This is a genomic window from Clostridium sp. K04, from assembly GCF_019734375.1.
GTDB classification, from domain to species: domain Bacteria; phylum Bacillota; class Clostridia; order Clostridiales; family Clostridiaceae; genus Clostridium; species Clostridium saudiense.
In genome coordinates this window covers 43,388-64,525 of sequence record NZ_JAASHD010000003.1, presented here as the reverse complement: position 1 = coordinate 64,525, position 21,138 = coordinate 43,388, and the positions used below count along the sequence as shown (strand labels likewise).

Below are 21,138 nucleotides of genomic sequence, written 5' to 3'. Positions count from 1 at the left end.
GTTTTTTTATTAATTAAAGGTTATATTCCTTTGGTGGATTTCCTGAAAAATCAGCAATAACAGCATGTGCATCTTTTAAATAAAATACTTCGAATATTGGATTATCAGCACTATTATATTGTCCTTTGACAATTGGATTAGACATACATCCTTCTTTAACTTCCTTATTATCTTCAAATACCGCTTCCCCATTTAATCTTATCCAAGCATAACTAGGACTTGAAACCGAAATTTCAATTTTAGGATTAACTTGTATATCCTTATATACATCCTTTTGATTATTTGTGCAGAACCATAATTTATTATCTTTTTCAAAACAAAACATAAATGGACGGCACTTTGCTTTTCCGTCTCTTCCTATTGTTGCTAAGTATTGTACCGGGTTTTCTTGTAAAAATTCAACTACTTCTCTCATATCTTTATCTCCTTAATCACTGAAAATACTATTAATAATTTAGAAATTTTATTATTGGTGGCCACTTCCTATATTTGTATTATATCTATTATTCCAAGCAGTGAGAAGAACGCACTTTAAAGTGGCATAAGTACCTTTCAGTAATATAGTTTCCTAGAAGTAATCTAGTTTCTTCTATCAACTATAAAATTATATTATTATCTGGTCCATACACAGATTTCAATTATAATTTCTTAAAATCTCTATAACCTTTACCTTAATATTTAAAGTATATATAGTATATTCCATCACTTTATTTACTTTTTTCTTATAAAAAAAGATTAGATAAAACTATCTAATCTCTGACTAAATTACCTGTATCAAAACCCTTTTTTACTAAATAATATATTCTATAAGAATTATTTCACTGGAGGGCCTTCCATGATCACCTATATTTCTATTCTTTTGGGATTTCTCTGTCTTGGAATATTAATTTATTCAACATTTTTAAAAAGCACCAATTTTAGATTAATCTCAAAAATATTCTGTAGCCTATGCTTTTTGCTTATTTCAATTACAGCTTATTTAAATAATCCAGTTAATTTAACTTACTTCTATCTTATTTTTATAGGATTACTCTTTTCTTTCCTAGGAGATATTTTTCTTGGAATAAAAAAATCTGAACCTAAATTTAATTATATTTTATTTATGTTGGGTATAATTAGCTTTTCTGTTACTCATATTTTTTACTCAATTTGCTTTATTAATTTATCTACATTTCATATCAGAGATATTATTTTTGCTATTTTTTTAACTTTTATTATCATTGCATCTCTTAAATACAATAAAAAAATAGATTTTCGCAACTTAATTATTCCATGCACAGTTTATGGCTTTTTAATTAGCTTTATGGTCTGTAAGTCTATTTCTTTAATTTCTCTTACTTCTACAAATACATTAGCCTTATCCCTTATCATTGTTGGTACAATTCTATTTATAGCTTCCGATTATTTATTATCATTTGTAATGTTTTATAAAAATTGTCCAAAGTCAATTAGTAGACTAAATCTACTCTGTTATTATGTTGGACAATTTCTAATTGCTCTAAGCATTTTATATATATAGCTCAACCTTTTATCTCATAAATAATACACATATAAACATAGAGTTAGGAAGTAATTTTTTAATTACTTCTTAACTCTATGTTTATTCCTAGTAAAATTCCATATTTCCCCTTTTCAAACTATTATTAACTTGTTTTCTTTCTTATACTTAATTGCTTTACTACAAACGAAGTTAACCAATATGGTACAAATAAATATACTAAAAATACTACTCCTGTATATGCCCATCTATTAACTCCATATAAAGTATGAAGTAATTTTACTGGAATATTAGCTGGTGAAGATAACATCATTAAATTACTTCCAGTTATATTATTAATAAAAATAGAAATTACAGAAAAAAATAAATAAATCACAATAAACTTTTTAAATGTCTTCCAATTTAGATTTATTTGTTTTTTTCTTAAATATAATACTCCCATATAAATCATTAATGTATGAAACAACATACTATAAATACATAAATAATGGCCTATTGGATATGCAGTTAACGAAGTAGATGGAAATAATAAATATGCACCTCCAGCAACCACTGTTACTCCTGTAATAAAAGAATCTCCTAATTTCTTTAAATACCCATTAGTAAATCCACTCATCCATAAAGCATATATAAATATTGAACAAAATGATATTGGGAACCAATAATTAACCTTTGTATATCCCCAATAAAAATTAAAAAATATCTTTATTCCTTCTAAGAAAGTTAAACTAACTGCAAATACTTTTGTCAATATATCAATTTTTTCTACCGTTATTTTTATTGAAATAATCAATAAAAAAGTAAGTACACATACACTAATTAATAATAATATCATGTGTCCTTCTGTAAACATTCCGCAAGGCTTATATATTTTTCTTGGTACCCAAAATTGATTAAATATATCCATTATACAGACACTCACTTTCATATTTACTTTAAAATTAAACTCTTAACTTGTTTAAATCATAAAAAATACAAAAACTCACCACTATTATTTTATGCAGACAAATAATAGTGGGTATAATAAATTAAAAATTAGAATTTAAAAATAACTATTAAAAGTGGCTATATCATACTGAATTTATCAATTCAATCTGATACAGCCACTTCTTTTTTATTTCTATTTTAAAATAAATAATATTTTTTAATCTACCACTAATTAGTTTACTTTCAATTTATAAAAGTAGTGTAAAATACATAATATTGCCAAAGCAAGTATTATTATTTCAAATCTATAGTAAGGAGTGAACAAAAAAATGCTTCAAATTCAGAAAATAAGTAAAAAGTATATTACTGGCGATTTAGTACAAACTGCACTTAATGAAGTATCTTTAAATCTTAGAGATAGTGAGTTCGTAGCTATCTTAGGTCCTAGTGGCTCTGGAAAAACCACATTATTAAATATTATTGGGGGCCTTGACCGTTATGATAGTGGTGATTTAATTATTAATGGCATTTCAACAAAAAAATATAAAGATAGGGATTGGGATTCTTATAGAAATCATACTATTGGTTTTGTATTCCAAAGCTATAACTTGATTCCTCATCAAACTGTGCTTTCAAATGTTGAATTAGCTTTAACTATCTCTGGCATATCTAAAGCCGAAAGAAAAAAACGTGCAATAGAAGCTCTAGAAAAAGTAGGACTTGGAAAACAACTTCATAAAAAACCTAATCAAATGTCTGGAGGTCAAATGCAACGTGTTGCTATTGCAAGAGCATTAGTAAATGATCCAGAAATATTACTAGCCGATGAACCAACAGGGGCACTTGATAGTGAAACTAGTATTCAAGTTATGGATTTATTAAAAGAGGTTGCTAAAGATAGACTAGTTGTTATGGTAACCCATAACCCAGAATTAGCAGAAGAATATGCTAATCGTATTGTTAAGGTAAAAGATGGACATATCATAAGCGACTCTAATCCATATGAGATAGATATTAAGAATATGGCTCCACCAAAACATGAAAATATGGGAAAAGCGTCAATGTCATTGTTAACTGCCTTATCTTTAAGCTTTAATAACTTAAAGACTAAAAAGGGAAGAACACTTTTAACAGCCTTTGCAGGTTCTATAGGTATTATTGGAATTGCTTTAATATTATCACTGAGCAATGGTGTAAATACCTATATTGATAATATTCAAAAGGATACTATGACATCATATCCTATATCTATTGAAGCTGAAACAATCGATATTAGCAGTATAATGTCTTCAGGAGGACCTACCCCTGGAAAACCTAGTGACGTCAATCATGATTTAAATGCAATTTATTCAAATGGTTCTGGTATTGAAATGGCTTCTACTATGACAAGTAGCTTTACTGAAAATAACTTAACTGAATTTAAAAAGTATTTGGATAATCCTGATAGTGAAATAAACCAATATGTAGGTGAAAATGGTATTATATATTCTTATGATACTAAATTTGGTGTATACACAAAGGATTCAGAAGGAACTTTTGTAAATACAGATGGAAGTACACTTACAGATAAAAATTCTTCTTCAACTACAATGACAGGAATATCTGCTATGTCATCAATGCCTATATCTAAAATAAGTGGATTTTCATCTAGTTCAAATAACTTTAAAGAATTGCTTCCTGGTAAAGACGGTGCATCAGTAAGTGACGCTATTAAGGATAGCTATGACTTATTATACGGTGATTGGCCTACTGCTTATGACGAAGTTATACTTACCCTAGATCAAAACAATGAAATTTCTGCTACTACACTTTATCAATTAGGTATTTTACCAAGTGCTGAATATAAAGAATTAATGACTAAAATCGAAAATGGTGAGGAAATAAAACTTGAAAGCAAAAGTTGGAAATACGAAGATATATGTAATCAAGAATTCTATATGATTCCTGACTGTGATACTTATATTTCAAATGGTAATGGTACTTTTACATCAATAAAAGATAATGTAAATGAAATGGAAAAATTATTGGACAATGCTATAAAATTAAAAATAACAGGTGTAGTTCGTCCAAAAGAAGATGCTAAAAATGCATCTATTACTAGTGCCATTGGATATACAAAAGCTCTTACTGATTATATTATTGAATATACAGATAATAGTGAAGTAGTTAAGGCTCAAAAAGAAAGCTCAACTATTAATGTGTTAAATGGAATGGAATTTTCTCCTTCTAGTGATGACGAAAAAATAGCTGATGCAAAGAAATACTTAGAAGGACTTGGTGTTTCTGATAAAGCAAATTTATTTAAAACTATGATGTACTCTATGCAATCTACTTGTAATGTTGAAGATGAAGGAATATCAACATCAATGCAAGCCGGAACACCAGATATATCAACTATGAGCGAAGAGCAACTTGCAGCAATGTTAGATGAATACTTAAAGTCACCTGATGATGATACACTACTTAAAATTTACGATGCATATATTTCTACTGGAAGTTATGATGATAACATGACTACTTTTGGTGTAGTAAGCTTAGATGCACCATCATCTATTAGTATTTATACAGATAGCTTTGAAAATAAAGAAGCTATTTCTGATTGTATCGAAGACTATAATTCAACTGCAAATGAAGAAGATCAAATTAGTTATACTGATTATATTGGAATATTATTATCTTCTATAACTACTATAATTGATGTTATTTCATATGTATTAATTGCATTCGTTGCTGTTTCTCTTATTGTTTCATCAATTATGATTGGAATTATTACATTTATCTCTGTTATGGAACGTACTAAAGAAATTGGTATTTTACGTGCTATTGGAGCATCAAAACATAATATTTCTCAAGTATTTAATGCCGAGACATTTATTATTGGACTTTGTTCAGGCTTACTAGGTGTAGGAATTTCTGCATTATTATTAATTCCTATTAATTCTATTATTCACTCTGTATTAAATTTAGATACTATTAATGCCTCATTGCCACTATCAAGTGCAATAGGATTAATTATACTTAGCATGATTCTTACTATTATAGGTGGATTTGTTCCAGCTAAAAAGGCTGCTAAAAAGGATCCTGTTACAGCTCTTAGAACTGAATAATCTACTTAAACACAAAAAGGCCTTAATAATAAGGCCTTTTTTCTTGATAACTATTTCTTAATTAATCTAACTACAGTCTCAAGCAGTAGGTTGCTTCCACTCGACTATAGTCTCTTGAACATCCTTTGCATGGACAGTAATAGAAGTCTTACTTCATCGCTCCGCTCTTCGTAAGCCTAACAACTGTCTCAGCGTGAGGTGTATTTGGGAACATATCCTTAACTGTACTCTTATCAACAGTATATCCATGAGCTAATAATACATCTAAGTTTTCAACCATAGTCTTAGGGTTACAAGAAACATATATAATTTCAGGTGCATTAAATCTAATTACATAATCAAGTGCCTTTGGAGAAACACCGCTTCTTGGTGGATCTAGGATAATTATATCTGGTTTATCCTTAACTTTCTTAATAGTTTCAGCAACATCACCTGCTATAAATGTACAATTATTTAATCCATTAAGCTTAGCATTTTCTCTTGCAGCTTCAACAGCCTCTTCAATAAGCTCAAGTCCAACAACCTTCTTAGCATTAGGTGCTGCTATTTGACCAATAGTACCAGTTCCACAATAAAGGTCAAATACAACTTTATTTTCACCATCTCCCATAAAATCTCTAACTAAACTATAAAGAGATTCAGCTCCCTTAGAATTAGTTTGGAAGAATGAGAATGGAGATATCTTAAACTTAAGACCAAGTAAAGTTTCAACTATGTAATCTCTTCCAAATAACACATTTACCTTTTCAGGTATAACTGCATCTGATAAAGAGTTATTTTCAGTATGTAAAACAGATACTAATTCCCCTTTATAATTTTGAGATTTAAGTAATTCAGTATATTCAGTTAAATCAAAATCAACTTGAGTTGTAGTTACTAAGTTAACCATAAGTTCACCAGTATTAGTGGCTTTTCTAATAACTAAATGTCTTAAGTAACCTTCTCTTTTCATTACTCTATAATAAGGTAATCCAGTTTTTCTAAAGTAATCTACAGTTGTTTTAAGAACAGTTCTAAAATCTTCATCAACTATCATACAGCTATCAACAGTTAATACACCAAAAGACTTACCTTTCATATGCATTCCTAAAGTAAGCTCTCCGCCTTTTTCTAAATCACCAAAAGTGAATTCCATCTTATTTCTATATTCCCAGCAATTTTCGCTACCTTTTACTCCAAGATACATTCCCATTGGTAAATCTCTAGCCTCAAAAAGTTCGCATATTTCATCACTTAAAAACTCTAATTGCTTTTCATAAGTTAAATTTTGTGAGCTACATCCTCCACATACTCCAAAGTGAGGACATGGTGCTGGTATTTCATATTCAGCTCTTTCAATAACCTCTACAAGCTTTGCTTCAGCATATTCATCTCTCTTTTTCTTAACTGTTGCTTTTACTGTTTGGCCTGGAAAAGCTCCTTTTACATAAATCTTCTTTCCTTCACACTCTGATATTCCTGTTGATGGGAATTCTAAGCTATTTATCTTTAATGTTAACTGACTTCCTCTTTTCATCTTGTACTCCAATCTTTATATTTTAATTATCTTTTTAAACTTCCTATTAAGTTATTCAATAATATTTAAATATAATATTATATCTTAACTCTAGCTTTTAATATTATACCTTAAAACTAAAAGAAAAACACCTCTATAATTATATAGAGGTGTATCACATATTATCTGAAGATAAATTTCTTTCCTAAAGTTTTTCCGTGTAAAAACTCTTGCATTACTGGGTAATAGAATATATTACTTATAATATACGTAATTAAAAATACTTCTTCTCTCATAGCAATTTTATACCCAAATAATCTTATTACTAAACCAAATATTCCAAAAATAAGCATTGCTAATAGCATTACAAATATTTGATCTAATACTCCACTTAATATAACTTTAGTATAGTGTAATAACTTGCCATCACTTTTAATTTCTTCGTCTCTAATAAATTCTTTAGCTTCTGCTACTTCTTCTTCAGCTAAATAAACTTCAGCCTCTTCTAATTCTTCACCTGATAAAGTTATATCTTTATCATCAACTTGGCCTTCACCCTTATTTAACTTTTCTTCATTGTTATTCACCATTTCTACCTCCATAGGACTTATATTTATAATTAAAGCTTATTATTTACTTAAAGTTATATACTCTACTTTCTAATTTATAGAACAAAAAGTCATCTGTTATGGTTATTGTTTCTTTTAAACCATCAAGATTGTTTTCAATTGTTTGTATTTCATCTCCAGTTCCATTTTTAATTATGTCATATATTTGCTTATCTAATTCAGTATAATCCCTTTCATAATTCCCTGTAAAAGCTTGTGAAAATGCAGCTAAAGATAAGTTTTCAAATTCAAACTTTTGTCCTTCTAATATAGTTTTTCTCTCTAAATTATAACCCATCTTCATTTCTAATTTTCCACTTGCTAAATCAGACCCATATTGTTTAAATCCAAAATACATACTTTCTAATCTCTCTGCTTCTGGAATATCTAAATATACATATGTATCATTAGTTGACTCACCATTTTCTTCTTTTATTTCATTTTCAGTTACCTCATATTCTAATGAATATCCTTTTGCTGTTGATTCAACACTTGCTAATGCTTTATCAAATAATGACTTTACTTCGTCTCTACTATAATCTTCTGACCATGTTCCTGACAAAATATCAGTATCTTCAATTGCTATTTTTGAATTATCACTTGCTATATTTTTATTTTCTGTATTATTACTTGAGCATCCTACAACACTAATAGCTAAAACTGTACATAATGCTAAAGCTATTACATTTCTCTTCATGTTGTTTCCCCCTATATCTTTATTAGCATAATATTATGCTTTCCTAAATCCTATTAATTATAACATTAATACCCTTTCATTTAAATGTGTTTATTAACATATTTATTTAAAATTCACATTAAGAATTATATTTTTATATTATTTTTTATTTTTTCAAAAGTTTTTTCTCCTATTCCATCAACATTTTTCAATTCATCTATTGTTTTAAATCCACCATTCTCTTCTCTATACATAATAATAGAATTAGCTTTTACATCACCTATACCTGGAATATCTTTAAGTCTATTTAAATCAGCTGTATTAATATTAATTTTACCATCATCAATTTCTATTTCTTGAATTTCATTAATTTCTATGTTCTCATTACTAACTGAATCATTAATATTTCTAATTACTATAAGCTCATGATTGTTTATTTCCTTTGCCCTATTTATATTAGAAATATCAGCTTCATTTGTTAATCCTCCAGCTGCTTCTATTAAATCTTTAATTATACTTCCTTCATTTAAACTATATACATCAGGATTAATGACCTCACCTTTAATTTCTACTACAATTATATTTCCTACTTGTTGATTAATATTGGTATTATTAATTATTAAACTTGAATCTTCTTTAAATATTTCATCTTTACTACTATTAGTTTTTTGCTCTTCATTATAATTATCATTTTCCTCAATAAAAATATTATTCATATATTCATCTTTAAAAACATTACTTTTATTCTTTCCATATGTCATTAATGAAACTATAAGAAGTAATATTAATACTACTGTTAAACCTATTGTTTTTTTCTCTTTAAATATATTCTTTAATTTCTCTTTCATATTATCCATTTATTCACCTACTTATTAATCTCATTATAATTATTAACACAAATTCCATATATAAACTTATTATATAAATATATATATGGAATTATTTCACCTTTTTTGATAAACTAAATAAGTAAACTATGAAATATAGGGAGAGAAAAATGAAGAAAAGATTATTCAAAACGTTTGCTTTAGTATTTTTCTCAGCAATTTTGTTGTTAAATATTACTTCAGTAAACACCTTTGCCTTTCCTAATATATGCTCTGAAGGAGTATATCTTATGGATGCAAAAACTGGTCAAGTACTATATGAAAAAAATTCTGATGTTCAATATATGCCTGCATCAACCACAAAAGTAATGACAGCAATAATAGCATTAGAAAAATGTAATCTTACAGATCAAGTTACTATAGGAGAAAATCCACCCAAAGCTGATGGCTCTTCCATAGGGATAGAACAAGGCGAAGTTTATACAATTGAAGAATTACTTTATGGATTGTTATTAGAATCAGGAAATGATTGTGCAGAAGCAATTGCAGAACATGTCGCAGGTTCAATTGAGGAATTTGCCAAGCTTATGAATGAAAAAGCTAAAGAATTAGGAGCAACAAATACCTCCTTTAAAAATCCAAGTGGGTTAACAGAAGACGGACATTTAACAACGGCTCATGATTTAGCTTTAATAATGAGGTATGCTTCTCAAAATCCAGACTTTGTTAGGATTTCACAAACACCATCATATTTTTACGAAAATCATCCTTATTCAAATGGAAATGAAAAGTGGGCTTCAAATCATAATCCTTTATTAAAAGAAAATTCAGCATATACTTATAAATATGCTTATACAGGAAAAACTGGATATACAGTAGCTGCAAATCATTCATATGCTGCAGTTGCAGTTAAGGATGATCAAGAAATAGTAGGTGCATTTTTAAATGCTACTGATAAAGATGGTCTATATACTGGAGTTGGCCAATTATTTGATTGGGGATTTGAAAACTTTAAAACAGAAAAAATAGTAACAACTGGTGATAAATTAGATGATTATCAAATAGATGATTCAACTACTATTCCATTACTTGCTGCTGATGATGTTTATTATACCTTCAATCTTGCAAATGGAGAAAATATCGATAATATTAACTTATCAGTTACTTATGAAAATAAAGATTTAAGTAAAACATCTATAAAAAAAGGTGAAACACTATTTAATGCTTCACTTTTAATTAATGGCAATAAGATATGTGATATAAAATTAGATAGTGGTGAATCTAGAAAATATACAGCTGAAGTAGCGGTTAAAAATACTGTTAATTCTATTACTAATAATAAGTATTTTATTCCTGGAGTAATAACAGGTATTATTTTAATAATTATTATAATTATCATTATTCTTTCAATACGTAAAAGAAAGAGAAGAAAAAGATTTTTAGCAAGACGTTCTTATATAAGAAATAAACATAATTTTTAATAAAAGAGTTTGCCTTTAAGGCAGACTCTTTTATTGAAATAATTATTTATATTATAATTTTTTCTTAACTCTCTCTTAGATTTTCTAAAAGTGCTCTTATATCTTCAGGTAAATCGGCTCTCAATTGAAGATATTCTTTTGTTCTAGGTGATTTAAAGTTTAATCCATATGCATGAAGTGCCTGTCTTGAAATTAACTGAGCATCTTCCTCAATTCCATATAAAGTATCTCCATAAATAGGATGTCCTAGATGACTTAAATGAACCCTTATTTGATGTGTTCTACCTGTTTCTAATAAACACTCAACTAAATCAGCATTTTTTAATCTTTCTACTACTTTATAATGAGTTATACTCCTTTGTCCTCTTTCATCTACAACTCTTCTCATATTTCCTTCAATTTCAGGCCTATAAATTGGCTTATCTATAGTTCCCTCCATTTGCTCCATATGCCCATGGACTAATGCTAAATATCTTTTTTCTATTCCATTTTGTTGCATATCTTTTGATAACTCCATATGAGCATACTGATTTTTAGCAATTATTATTAACCCAGATGTATCCATATCAAGCCTACTAACAAGTCTTACAATACAGTCTTGGTTAGTTTCTTTAAAATAATATAACAATGCATTTGCTAATGTTCCTGATTGATAACGCTTAGTAGGATGAACTACCATATTAGGTCTTTTATTCACCACAATAATATCGCTATCTTCATATACTATTTCTATCTCTATTTTTTCTGGCTCTATATTTTGACTTTCTTTCTTTTTAAGATTAATCAAAATATTATCATCAGCCTTTAATACATAATTCATTTTAACTGGATTATTATTTACTAATATTCTTTTATCTAAAGCAGCACCCCTAATAAGCCTTGATGATAACCCCATCTCTTCTTTTAAGTATTCTCTTATCTTTATTCCATCAAAAGCCTTATCTACACACTTCTCTAAAGTACTCATGTTTTCCTCCCTAAAGTTAAGAGTTAAACTTAAAGTTATTATATCACTCTTACTAACTTTAAGTTAATTAATTAAATGTTAAATAATCTTCTCCAATAATAATTATAGCATCATAGTTTTCGTATTCTTCTTCTTTATTTTTAGAAAGATCATTAATTCCTGTATCCTCACTTAATAGCTTTTTAAGCTCTTTATCATTAGATAATATCTTAGATTCTTTCGATTTATCGTAATTTCCTACGCTAACATTTGTGTATCCTAGATTCTCTAATTCTATACTTAAATTGCCTGCTAATCCATTTACCCTAGTAGCATTTAAAACCATTATAGAATAACCACTTCTGTTTGCACTCTTATTAGCTTCACTTGTTATCTTTAATGATTCTAATAAACTTTGATTATATGATGGATTCATAACTAGGAAATCTTGTCCATAAATTCTTTCATTATCACCTTGTAAAGTATTCATAGAAATCCCTTCATTTTTTACCATCTTCAATCCATAGTAAATCATATCACTACCAGACATATTAGTTACTATATTTTCTTTAACAGCCTTAAGAATACTTGGAATCTGTGTTATAATTTCTGGACTAGTGCATTTTTCAATTACTTTAGCTATAAATGCCTGTTGATTTTTAATTCTCCCTAAATCACCTTCTGCAAGTCCAGTTCCATCATTATTTTTTCTCCATCTAAAATATTCTTCTGCCTTTTGCCCATCTAATAATACTGTTTCACCAGCATTAAAATGTATATGTAAATCCTGTGCATCATCATCATAATACATATCTCTATCTATATACATTTCAACTCCGCCAATAGCATCAATTAAATTTCTAAAAGCCGCATAATCTATTTCAACTAAATAATTAATTTTTACATCTAAAAGATTTTGAACTTGTTCTATAACTTCTTCTTCCCCACCTAAAACATAGGCAGCATTTATCTTCCAATAAGGAATTTTATTTCCTTTACCATCTGTTGCATTCTCTACCTCTATTAATGTGTCCCTAGGTATTGAAACAACGTTTATATTATCTGTACGCGGGTTATAGTTAATCATCATCATAGTATCAGTTCTTCTTGCTGATGAATTTGAAGTATTTTCTGCATCTCCTATATCCATCCCCAGTAATAATATATTCACTGTTTCATTTGAACTTGGCTTAACTGCAGATATAATATCATTGTTATTAAGCGATGAAATAAATGAAAATAAATATACTCCAACTAATGCAACAAGCACAACTATTGTTAAAATAAAAGCTGTAATTGCTCTCTTTATAATAGTTGACTTTTTCTCTTTTCTCTTAAGTCTTTGTTTAATTTCAAGCTCTTCTCTTGGACTTAATTGCCTCGATCCCTTCCTGGCATTATGTTTCTCACTTTTTTTATTTCCTACCATTACCCATCCCTCACCTTATAAACTAAATCTATAATTGTATTTACTTATTATTATACAATAAATAATTTCTTGCTTTAACAGAATTTATATCTACTGCACAGCCCTGGTTTAATAAATACATAGTTGTATGAGTTAATGCTTTTAACATGGCTTCATCTAAGTTCTTGCGAGAAATATCTCTAATCTCTTCTACTCCTTCAAATTTTCTTGAAGGTTCAATTAAGTCAGCTAAATATATTATCTTTTCAAGTTTACTCATATTCTCTTTTCCAGTAGTATGCCATCTCATTGCACTTAATATTTCTTCATCATCTATTTCAAAAATTTTTCTTCCCAAAATAGGTGCAATTATTGAATGCCATAATTCTTTAGTATTTTTTTCATCTACTGATAATAAAATATTTTCATCTTTAATTATTTTTAGCATTTCCTCACTACTCATATTTTTTGCTGCGTCATGGCAAAGTGCAGCTATTTCAGCCTTTCGAACATCTTCATTATAAATATTCGCAAGCTCAACAGCAGTTTTTACTACCCCTAAGGTATGACCATATCTAGATGGTTTTAAATTATCTTTTAAATAATCTTTTATTTCATCTACTCCCCACATTTTACTCTCTCCTATATAAATTATTTTCACTTATATACTTCATTACTCCTTCTGGTAAGAAAAAGTCTACCCTTCTTCCTTCAGCTATTCTTTCTCTAATCATTGATGAAGAAATATCTATATTGGCTACATCAAGTAATATTATTTTAGCATTGTATTTTTCCTCTAATTTAGATTTTTGCAATTCTAAAATATCTTTATTATATTCTCCTCTATTAAAAGCAACAAAAGTGCAATTTTTTAATACTAAATCAGTATTTCTCCACTTTTCTATATCCATTAATGAATCTGCACCTGCAATAAAAAATACTTCGCTAACATCATCTAAACTTTTCAAATACTGTAAAGTTTCATAAGTATAACTATACCCATTCTTCTTTATTTCATAATCACTAATTTCAAAGCCTTCATAACCTTCTATAGCTTTTTTAACCATATCATTTCTATACTTAGAGTCTATTACCGGACTTTCTTTTTTATGTGGTGGATTACCAGCTACCATAAATATGACTTTATCTAACTCTAAAACTTCTTTGGCTTCATATGCTATATATAAATGTGCTAAATGTATGGGATTAAATGTTCCCCCCATCATACCATATCGTTTCATAATTAGTTATTTTTTCCTTGTGGTAATTCTATTTTAGGTTTCTTTTCAGATTTCTTATATAATACAATCTTACTTCCTATCGCTTGAACACCTTCACATCCAATAGCTTTGCATATTTCATCTGAGACTTCTCTAGCTGCTAAACCACTGTTTTCTAAAACTTTTATTTTAATAAGCTCTCTAGCTTCTAATGCTTCTTTTAATTGTCTTAAGAATGTTTCTTCAACACCATTCTTTCCAATTTGGAATATTGGACTCATAGTGTTTGCAAGTCCTCTTAAGTAAGCTCTTTGCTTTCCTGTTATCATAAAATTTCCTCCTATAAAATGTACTCGAATTCGAAGTCATTTAATCTAACCATGTCTCCATCTTGTACGCCCATCTCTCTAATTTGTTGTAATACTCCCTTATTATTAAGTACCTTATGGAAGTATCTTAATGAATCTGCATCATGAATATTTACAGATGCAAGTAATCTATCAACGAATGATCCAGTAACAACGTAAGTGTTGTACTCTTCACCTTCTTCAACGTTAATTTCATATGTGAATCTCTTTTCTTGCTCAACATATCTTTCTTCATCTGGAATTTCTAAATCCATTACTGGAATTTCTGTTAACATCTTACCAGCTTCTTTGATAACTTCTTCAACACCAGATTTTGTAGCTGCAGACATTTTAAATACTTTATCGAATCCTAATTCATTTACTTTCTTCTTGAAGTCCTCAAAAACTGATTCATCATAAAGCATATCTGCTTTATTAGCTACAACTATTTGTGGTCTATCCCAAAGCTTTACAGAATACTTCTTAAGTTCTTCATTAATAGTAACGAAATCTTCAAAAGCATCTCTTCCCTCAACACCTGAAATATCAACTACATGAATTAATAATCTAGTTCTTTCAATATGTCTTAAGAAATCAAGTCCTAATCCAACACCTTCAGCAGCACCTTCAATTATTCCTGGAATATCAGCCATAACAAATGAATTTATTCCTTCAGCTTTAACAACACCTAAATTTGGCTTTAAAGTTGTAAAGTGATAGTTTGCTATCTTTGGCTTAGCAGCTGTAACAGTTGAAAGTAATGTTGACTTACCTACATTAGGGAATCCAACTAATCCAACGTCAGCAAGTAATTTTAATTCAAGAGTTAATACTCTTTCTTCTGCTGGCATACCTGGTTCTGCGAAATGTGGTGCCTGTCTTGTTGGTGTACAGAACTTGCAGTTTCCTTTACCACCTTTTCCACCTCTAGCAATAACATATGTGTCATCTTTATGTGAAAGGTCAGCAATAACCTTATTACTTTCGAAATCTCTAACAATAGTTCCCATTGGAACTCTTATGTATAAGTCTTCTCCGTCCTTACCATAACATTTTGAACCTGATCCATTTCCTCCAGATTCAGCTATAAACTTTTTCTTATATTTGAAATCTAAAAGTGTTGTTAATCCTGTATCAACAGTGAATATAACGCTTCCACCTTTTCCTCCATCTCCACCATCTGGTCCTCCAAGTGGAACATACTTTTCTCTTCTAAATGTAACTGCTCCATTTCCACCAGCACCTGATCTAACTAATATCTTGGCTCTATCTATAAACATAGTTACTTTCCTCCTTGTAACTTTTTTTAATGTTAAACATAATAATCTATTTTTATTATTCCATAACATATATATTTTATAATAGTATATATAAATTATATATCTATTACAAGAATAAAAGCACCCTTACGGGTGCTTTTACCTATATAAATATAATTATTCAGCTATTTCTTCAACGCTTACTGGGTAAACAGAAACTTTCTTCTTGTCTCTTCCCATTCTTTCAAATCTTACGATTCCGTCTTCTTTAGCAAATAAAGTGTCATCTCCACCCTTACCTACGTTTAGACCTGGGTGAATCTTAGTTCCTCTTTGTCTGTAAAGGATGTTTCCAGCTAAAACGAATTCTCCGTCAGCAGCCTTAGCACCTAATCTTTTAGATTCAGAGTCTCTACCATTCTTTGAACTACCTACCCCTTTTTTGTGGGCAAATAATTGAAGGTTCATCATTAACATACTCATTACACCTCCTCGAATTTTATTTTTATATATTTATTCCGTCTATTTTTACCAAAACTAGCGTCAAGGGACATAATTAAACTTTCTAAACTTTTTTCAAAGGTTAAAAGTAATATCTGTCCTCGTTCAATATCTTCATCATTAAGATTATGTAAATTCAGTGATAAAAATCCATCATTTATTTCATACTTTACTGGTAGCTTTAAAACTTCCTGCATGCCTATTACAGCACTTTGAGATAAAACCGAAACACTATTACAAATCATGTCATATGCATCACCTGTAGTGCTTTCTATTTCTTCTCTAGATAAAGCATGACCTTCAATCTTAAATCCAAGCGATATATCTTTTTGTTTAAATATAATAATCTTAATCATATCTTAAAATTAAGCTTCGATTTTTTCGATTACTAATTTAGTGTAAGGTTGTCTGTGACCAGTCTTCTTTCTGTAGTCCTTCTTAGGCTTATACTTGAAAACAGTGATCTTCTTAGCCTTACCTTGAGCTGCTACCTTAGCAACAACTTTAGCTCCTTCAACTACTGGTGCACCAACAGTTAAAGTTTCTCCGTTAGAAACAGCTAAAACTTCTGTTAATTCGATTGTAGAGTCAACTTCAGCGTTTAATTTTTCAACGTATATTACGTCTCCTTCTTGAACTCTGTATTGTTTTCCTCCAGTTAATAATACTGCGTACATTCTAAAAACACCTCCTCTTAAACGGTCTCGCCAATGTAGGTACAAAGATTTAACTTTGTTTTTAAAAAACCCGTTATGTGCGGTTTACAAATGACATTTTATCATATAAAGTTACATTTTGTAAAGAAATTTATTATACTTTTTCAATTGTTTTAATTTTGTACTTTTGGTAATTTTCTTTTTGTGATACAAATATAAGTGGCTCAACCCTGTACCCCTCTATATCATACACAAAATTCAAATAAACCTCTTTATCTAATCCATCAATATTTTTTAAAAATTTAACTATATCCTCTTTGATGTCATCTTCATAATTCTTATCAATCTCTATGTAAAAATCCTTTATTGAATTTTCATTAGAGCATTTTATTATTTCATTTCTAATAAGATTTTCAATATATGATAATTTTAAAAGGAATCCATTACTTTTACATTTTCTACAAGGCTCTTCTAGATATTCATAAATAGATTTTCCTTTTCTTTTTCTACTAATTTGAATTAAATCAAGTTCAGTAAACGGAAATACTTTAACATTACCTTTATCAGCTTCTAGAGATTTTTTTAATGCTTTTATAACGGGCACTTTTTGATTTTCATCTCTCATATCAATAAAATCAACTACTATGATACCACTTAAATTTCTCAATCTAATTTGTCTTCCAACTTCCTTAGCTGCTTCTAAATTAGTTTGCATTATAGTCTTATTAAAATCTCTTCCCTTGATATTTTTCCCACTATTTACATCTATAACATACATTGCTTCCGTTTTATCAATAACAATATATCCACCACATTGTAAATTCACTTTTTTATGTCTTAGTTTAAGTATTTCCTTTTCTATTCCACTATAATCAAATAATGTTCTTTTACCTTCATAAAATTTAAATTCAAAATTATTATTTCCTTTAGTTAATCCCTTAATATTTTCAAAAAATTCATCATCATCAGCTGTTATACTAGTTTTTCTATCATCTAATTCTTCAAAAAACCTAATTATCATGCTATTTGATTTTATTTTTCCAATAGTTGTTGAGTATCTAAGCTTCTTTTCCATCTCTTCTTTTTTTTCTAATAATGAATTTAATTCACTTAGCAATTCCTCATTAGTTGCAGCTTTTGATTCTGTTCTAAAAACTATTTCTACACCTTTAATAGGTTTAGTAAGATTTATTAGTCTTTGTCTTTCTTCTAAGTCAGAAATCCTTTTAGATATAGTAATTCCTTCTACTCCCATAGTTAAAACAATATATCTACCAAGTATATTAACTTTATTGCTAACTTTAGCACCTTTATTACCTAAAGGTTCCTTTAAAACTTCTACTAAAATTTCTTGACCCTTCTTAATTCCAACCCTTTTAAGTTCTTCACTATAATACATGTAGGCTTCTTTATCTAATCCAATATCTAAAAATATTGAGTTAATTCCTGGAATTATATTCTTGACTCTAGCCTTATAAATCTCTCCAATTTGCGGTTCATTAGTTTCCTCTTCAACGAGGCATTCTACCAATTCACCATTTTCTTTTACTGCTATTCTAATTAATTCTTCTCTCTTCTCAACAAAAATTTCTCTCATATTAAAACTACCTTAAATTCCCTTATATAAAGGAACATATTTATTATTTTTTAAAATATACATCTCTTCTCTTTTAATATTGACGAAAGAATCAGGGTTAATTTCTGATACCTTTCCTTTTAAATAAGTAACTAAAAGATCAGCCGAAAGATTTTCTCTACTTCCTGTTGCTATTAAAGTATTTAAAATTAACTCATTATCTTTTACCCAGTACTTAAACTCTTTAACTAGCGGTTTTATATCAGTAAGCTTTTCACCTTTTTTAGTTTTCTTTACAATTTCCCATTTAGATTCATTAAGAGTTTTACCCATTTCTTCTTCTACTTTAGAAGTTCCATTAAGTTTTACCTTAATTGTATATCTAGCTCCATCTAAAAGTGCCATTGCTTGAGGCAATCTCTTAACATTTTCTATTATTTCAACTGGTGTTGCATGTAAAAACTTAATTGTAGGAGGAGCACTTTCATTTAACTTTTCTATTACTTCTCCTACTCCTAGAGATTCTGTTAAAACTAAATCTAAATACTCACCATCTGAATAAACTCCAACTGAAAGTGGTTGCGCTATAGATAATGCCATATGTGGATTAAATCCTTTTGAATACTCAACAGGTAATCCTGATCTTTTTATTATTCTTTGAATAGTTCTCATTAAATCTAAGTGTCCAATAAACTTAATATCAGCACCTTTAGTAAATTTAATTACGTATCGCACCTTCAAAACACTTCCCTTCTTTAAAGTTTACATTTATTCCGCATCCAGTACATCCTTCTAAACAATTTCTTGTAAGCTCTGCTCTCTTAGCCTTTTCATTTTCTCTTTCAAGATATTTTCTATTAACTCCAATATCTATGAAATCCCAAGGAAGCACTTCATCATATCCTCTTTCTCTATATACATAGAAATCAGCATCTAAATTACATTCTTCCATAGCTTCTTTCCATATTTCCATATTGAAGTATTCTGACCATCCATCAAATTTAGCACCTTTTTCAAATGCTTTAATTAAAACATCACAAGTTCTTCTATCTCCTCTTGCAAATACAGCTTCCATAAATGAAGTTTCTTGTTCATGATAGTTATAAACTATACTTCTTGATTTAATAGCACCTCTAACAGCTTTAATTCTTTCATCTACTATTTCTGGTCTAGCCATTGGAGCCCATTGGAATGGAGTAAATGGCTTTGGAACTAATATAGATGTACTTACCGTAATCTTTAATCCCTTATTTCTAACATCCTTTGGAATGCCAAAATAAACATCAGCCATCTTTTCTGCTAACTCACCAATTCCTGCCGCATCTTCAGTAGTTTCATAAGGAAGTCCTAATATGAAGTATAACTTAATAGTACTCCAACCTGATTCAAAAGCACTTTTTGCTGCTTCTAAAATTCTCTCTTCAGTTAACCCCTTATTTATTATGTCTCTCATTCTTTGAGACCCTGCTTCTGGAGCAAAAGTTAAACCTGTTTTTCTAACTTTTTGAATTTCTTTAATTAAATCAACAGAGAAAGCATCAACTCTAATAGATGGTAATGCTATACCAACTTTTTTAGCTTCGTGCTCCATAACTAAACTAGATATTAAGTTTTGAATATTTGAATAATCACAAATACTTAATGAAGCTAATGATACTTCATCATATCCAGTAGCCTTAAGAGCCTTTCTTGCTTGTTCTAATAAAGTATTTGTAGTCTTTTCTCTAACTGGTCTGTAAATCATACCAGCTTGGCAGAATCTACATCCATTTGTACATCCTCTAGCTGTTTCTAAAACAACCCTGTCGTGAACTATATCAGTATATGGAACAATCATTTCATCTGGGAATGATACAGCATCAAAGTTATTAACTATTCTTTTCTTAACTTTTGCAGGAACATCTTCATATTTAGGAGTAAATTCTTTTATAGTACCATCTTCATTGTAAGTTACATCATATAATGAAGGTACATAAATACCACCAATTTTTGATATTTCTCTTAAGAACTCCTTCTTATTAACTTTTCCATTAGCTTTATGTTTTGCATATACCTCTAAGACATCGTTCATCATTTCTTCACCTTCACCAATTTCGAAGAAATCTACAACATCATATAAAGGTTCTGGATTATAAGCACAAGGACCTCCAGCCATAATTATTGGCTCTTCTTCTCCTCTTTCGCTAGCCCTAATAGTTATTCCTGACATATCAAGCATATTTAATATGTTTGTATAACTCATTTCATATTGAAGAGTAAAGCCTAACATATCAAACTTATCTAATGGTGTTTTAGTTTCTAGAGTAAATAACTTTATGTCATTTTCTCTCATTAATGTTTCCATATCTGGCCATGGTGCAAAAACTCTTTCGCAATATGTATCTTTTCTTTCATTTATAGTATGATATAAAATTCTTGTTCCTAAATGCGACATACCAACTTCATATACATCTGGGAAACAAAAAGCAAATCTTATATTAACATTTTCAGGATTTTTTATAACTTGATTTAATTCTCCACCAACATATCTTGATGGTTTTTCTACTTTACATAAAATATCATCAGTTATCTTATTCATAGGTACCCTCCTTTAATTAAGTTAATAG

At 29.0% G+C, this 21,138-nt stretch carries 21 protein-coding genes; 3 read left to right on the top strand and 18 right to left on the bottom strand.

From position 1 onward, the window contains the following. Positions 1-13: 13 nt before the first annotated feature. On the bottom strand, positions 14-415 hold the full coding sequence (locus tag HCG70_RS02080) for a pyridoxamine 5'-phosphate oxidase family protein (RefSeq protein WP_042399732.1): 402 nt from the start codon (positions 413-415) through the stop codon (positions 14-16). Between the two features lie 420 nt (positions 416-835). Here HCG70_RS02080 and HCG70_RS17750 point away from each other — a divergent pair, with 420 nt between their 5' ends. Next, on the top strand, positions 836-1,519 hold the full coding sequence (locus HCG70_RS17750; RefSeq protein WP_082423953.1) for a lysoplasmalogenase: 684 nt from the start codon (positions 836-838) through the stop codon (positions 1,517-1,519). A gap of 124 nt (positions 1,520-1,643) precedes the next feature. Here HCG70_RS17750 and HCG70_RS02070 read toward each other — a convergent pair whose 3' ends face one another. Further along, on the bottom strand, positions 1,644-2,405 hold the full coding sequence (locus HCG70_RS02070; RefSeq protein WP_042399735.1) for a YwaF family protein: 762 nt from the start codon (positions 2,403-2,405) through the stop codon (positions 1,644-1,646). A 349-nt stretch (positions 2,406-2,754) separates the two neighbouring features. Between HCG70_RS02070 and HCG70_RS02065 the strand changes: the two genes are divergently transcribed. Beyond that, positions 2,755-5,532: an ABC transporter ATP-binding protein/permease gene (locus HCG70_RS02065; protein ID WP_221697437.1), complete on the top strand. Its 2,778-nt coding sequence runs from the start codon at positions 2,755-2,757 to the stop codon at positions 5,530-5,532. A gap of 148 nt (positions 5,533-5,680) precedes the next feature. On the opposite strand, the gene rlmD is transcribed toward HCG70_RS02065, so the two are convergent. From rlmD to HCG70_RS02045, 4 genes are all read right to left on the bottom strand, one after another. Then, positions 5,681-7,048, bottom strand: a complete 1,368-nt coding sequence (gene rlmD / locus HCG70_RS02060; RefSeq protein WP_042399741.1) for a 23S rRNA (uracil(1939)-C(5))-methyltransferase RlmD — start codon at positions 7,046-7,048, stop codon at positions 5,681-5,683. A gap of 161 nt (positions 7,049-7,209) precedes the next feature. Further along, entirely contained in the window at positions 7,210-7,617 is a 408-nt protein-coding gene (locus tag HCG70_RS02055) for a hypothetical protein (protein WP_042399743.1), read from the bottom strand. 43 nt (positions 7,618-7,660) lie between these two features. After that, on the bottom strand, positions 7,661-8,332 hold the full coding sequence (locus HCG70_RS02050; protein WP_221697436.1) for a hypothetical protein: 672 nt from the start codon (positions 8,330-8,332) through the stop codon (positions 7,661-7,663). Positions 8,333-8,457: 125 nt separating this feature from the next. Next, on the bottom strand, positions 8,458-9,168 hold the full coding sequence (locus tag HCG70_RS02045) for a helix-hairpin-helix domain-containing protein (protein WP_052330705.1): 711 nt from the start codon (positions 9,166-9,168) through the stop codon (positions 8,458-8,460). Positions 9,169-9,308: 140 nt separating this feature from the next. Between HCG70_RS02045 and HCG70_RS02040 the strand changes: the two genes are divergently transcribed. Beyond that, on the top strand, positions 9,309-10,619 hold the full coding sequence (locus HCG70_RS02040) for a D-alanyl-D-alanine carboxypeptidase (RefSeq protein WP_195955491.1): 1,311 nt from the start codon (positions 9,309-9,311) through the stop codon (positions 10,617-10,619). A gap of 64 nt (positions 10,620-10,683) precedes the next feature. Here HCG70_RS02040 and HCG70_RS02035 read toward each other — a convergent pair whose 3' ends face one another. The 12 genes from HCG70_RS02035 to HCG70_RS01980 form a co-directional block, all read right to left on the bottom strand. Then, complete coding sequence (locus HCG70_RS02035) at positions 10,684-11,586, bottom strand: RluA family pseudouridine synthase (protein WP_042399752.1); 903 nt, start codon at positions 11,584-11,586, stop codon at positions 10,684-10,686. A gap of 67 nt (positions 11,587-11,653) precedes the next feature. Beyond that, positions 11,654-12,994: an LCP family protein gene (locus tag HCG70_RS02030; protein WP_221697435.1), complete on the bottom strand. Its 1,341-nt coding sequence runs from the start codon at positions 12,992-12,994 to the stop codon at positions 11,654-11,656. A 40-nt stretch (positions 12,995-13,034) separates the two neighbouring features. Then, entirely contained in the window at positions 13,035-13,604 is a 570-nt protein-coding gene (yqeK, locus tag HCG70_RS02025) for a bis(5'-nucleosyl)-tetraphosphatase (symmetrical) YqeK (RefSeq protein WP_042399754.1), read from the bottom strand. Position 13,605: 1 nt separating this feature from the next. Continuing rightward, entirely contained in the window at positions 13,606-14,214 is a 609-nt protein-coding gene (gene nadD, locus HCG70_RS02020; RefSeq protein WP_042399756.1) for a nicotinate-nucleotide adenylyltransferase, read from the bottom strand. 2 nt (positions 14,215-14,216) lie between these two features. Next, a complete protein-coding gene (gene yhbY / locus HCG70_RS02015) occupies positions 14,217-14,522 on the bottom strand; it encodes a ribosome assembly RNA-binding protein YhbY (protein ID WP_042399757.1) in 306 nt (101 codons plus the stop codon). Positions 14,523-14,533: 11 nt separating this feature from the next. Continuing rightward, positions 14,534-15,820, bottom strand: coding sequence for a GTPase ObgE (gene obgE, locus HCG70_RS02010; RefSeq protein ID WP_055276678.1), 1,287 nt, complete (start codon positions 15,818-15,820; stop codon positions 14,534-14,536). A gap of 156 nt (positions 15,821-15,976) precedes the next feature. After that, positions 15,977-16,276, bottom strand: coding sequence for a 50S ribosomal protein L27 (gene rpmA / locus HCG70_RS02005; protein ID WP_042399852.1), 300 nt, complete (start codon positions 16,274-16,276; stop codon positions 15,977-15,979). Between the two features lie 5 nt (positions 16,277-16,281). After that, positions 16,282-16,656 carry a ribosomal-processing cysteine protease Prp gene (locus HCG70_RS02000; protein WP_042399765.1) on the bottom strand — a complete coding sequence of 125 codons (375 nt, stop codon included), beginning with the start codon at positions 16,654-16,656 and terminating at the stop codon, positions 16,282-16,284. A gap of 9 nt (positions 16,657-16,665) precedes the next feature. Then, the gene (gene rplU / locus HCG70_RS01995) at positions 16,666-16,977 is read right to left on the bottom strand and encodes a 50S ribosomal protein L21 (protein WP_042399768.1); all 312 of its coding nucleotides are present in this window, start codon (positions 16,975-16,977) and stop codon (positions 16,666-16,668) included. 133 nt (positions 16,978-17,110) lie between these two features. Beyond that, positions 17,111-18,553, bottom strand: coding sequence for a ribonuclease E/G (locus HCG70_RS01990; protein ID WP_195948571.1), 1,443 nt, complete (start codon positions 18,551-18,553; stop codon positions 17,111-17,113). Positions 18,554-18,565: 12 nt separating this feature from the next. Then, complete coding sequence (locus HCG70_RS01985; RefSeq protein WP_042399856.1) at positions 18,566-19,267, bottom strand: TIGR03936 family radical SAM-associated protein; 702 nt, start codon at positions 19,265-19,267, stop codon at positions 18,566-18,568. Beyond that, the gene (locus HCG70_RS01980) at positions 19,251-21,110 is read right to left on the bottom strand and encodes a TIGR03960 family B12-binding radical SAM protein (protein ID WP_042399774.1); all 1,860 of its coding nucleotides are present in this window, start codon (positions 21,108-21,110) and stop codon (positions 19,251-19,253) included. Before HCG70_RS01980 ends, HCG70_RS01985 begins: the two co-directional genes overlap by 17 nt. Between the last annotated feature and the right edge of the window lie 28 nt (positions 21,111-21,138).

Bases quoted from the DNA above. Each gene is read 5' to 3' on its own strand.
- HCG70_RS02055 (WP_042399743.1), bottom strand. From the start codon at position 7,617: ATGGTGAATAACAATGAAGAAAAGTTAAATAAGGGTGAAGGCCAAGTT.
- HCG70_RS02040 (WP_195955491.1), top strand. From the start codon at position 9,309: ATGAAGAAAAGATTATTCAAAACGTTTGCTTTAGTATTTTTCTCAGCA.
- yhbY (WP_042399757.1), bottom strand. From the start codon at position 14,522: ATGATAACAGGAAAGCAAAGAGCTTACTTAAGAGGACTTGCAAACACT.
- HCG70_RS02050 (WP_221697436.1), bottom strand. From the start codon at position 8,332: ATGAAGAGAAATGTAATAGCTTTAGCATTATGTACAGTTTTAGCTATT.
- HCG70_RS02065 (WP_221697437.1), top strand. From the start codon at position 2,755: ATGCTTCAAATTCAGAAAATAAGTAAAAAGTATATTACTGGCGATTTA.
- rplU (WP_042399768.1), bottom strand. From the start codon at position 16,977: ATGTACGCAGTATTATTAACTGGAGGAAAACAATACAGAGTTCAAGAA.
- HCG70_RS01990 (WP_195948571.1), bottom strand. From the start codon at position 18,553: ATGAGAGAAATTTTTGTTGAGAAGAGAGAAGAATTAATTAGAATAGCA.
- HCG70_RS02035 (WP_042399752.1), bottom strand. From the start codon at position 11,586: ATGAGTACTTTAGAGAAGTGTGTAGATAAGGCTTTTGATGGAATAAAG.
- obgE (WP_055276678.1), bottom strand. From the start codon at position 15,820: ATGTTTATAGATAGAGCCAAGATATTAGTTAGATCAGGTGCTGGTGGA.
- HCG70_RS02030 (WP_221697435.1), bottom strand. From the start codon at position 12,994: ATGGTAGGAAATAAAAAAAGTGAGAAACATAATGCCAGGAAGGGATCG.
- HCG70_RS02000 (WP_042399765.1), bottom strand. From the start codon at position 16,656: ATGATTAAGATTATTATATTTAAACAAAAAGATATATCGCTTGGATTT.
- HCG70_RS01980 (WP_042399774.1), bottom strand. From the start codon at position 21,110: ATGAATAAGATAACTGATGATATTTTATGTAAAGTAGAAAAACCATCA.
- rpmA (WP_042399852.1), bottom strand. From the start codon at position 16,276: ATGTTAATGATGAACCTTCAATTATTTGCCCACAAAAAAGGGGTAGGT.
- yqeK (WP_042399754.1), bottom strand. From the start codon at position 13,604: ATGTGGGGAGTAGATGAAATAAAAGATTATTTAAAAGATAATTTAAAA.
- HCG70_RS02045 (WP_052330705.1), bottom strand. From the start codon at position 9,168: ATGGATAATATGAAAGAGAAATTAAAGAATATATTTAAAGAGAAAAAA.
- HCG70_RS02080 (WP_042399732.1), bottom strand. From the start codon at position 415: ATGAGAGAAGTAGTTGAATTTTTACAAGAAAACCCGGTACAATACTTA.
- HCG70_RS17750 (WP_082423953.1), top strand. From the start codon at position 836: ATGATCACCTATATTTCTATTCTTTTGGGATTTCTCTGTCTTGGAATA.
- HCG70_RS02070 (WP_042399735.1), bottom strand. From the start codon at position 2,405: ATGGATATATTTAATCAATTTTGGGTACCAAGAAAAATATATAAGCCT.
- nadD (WP_042399756.1), bottom strand. From the start codon at position 14,214: ATGAAACGATATGGTATGATGGGGGGAACATTTAATCCCATACATTTA.
- rlmD (WP_042399741.1), bottom strand. From the start codon at position 7,048: ATGAAAAGAGGAAGTCAGTTAACATTAAAGATAAATAGCTTAGAATTC.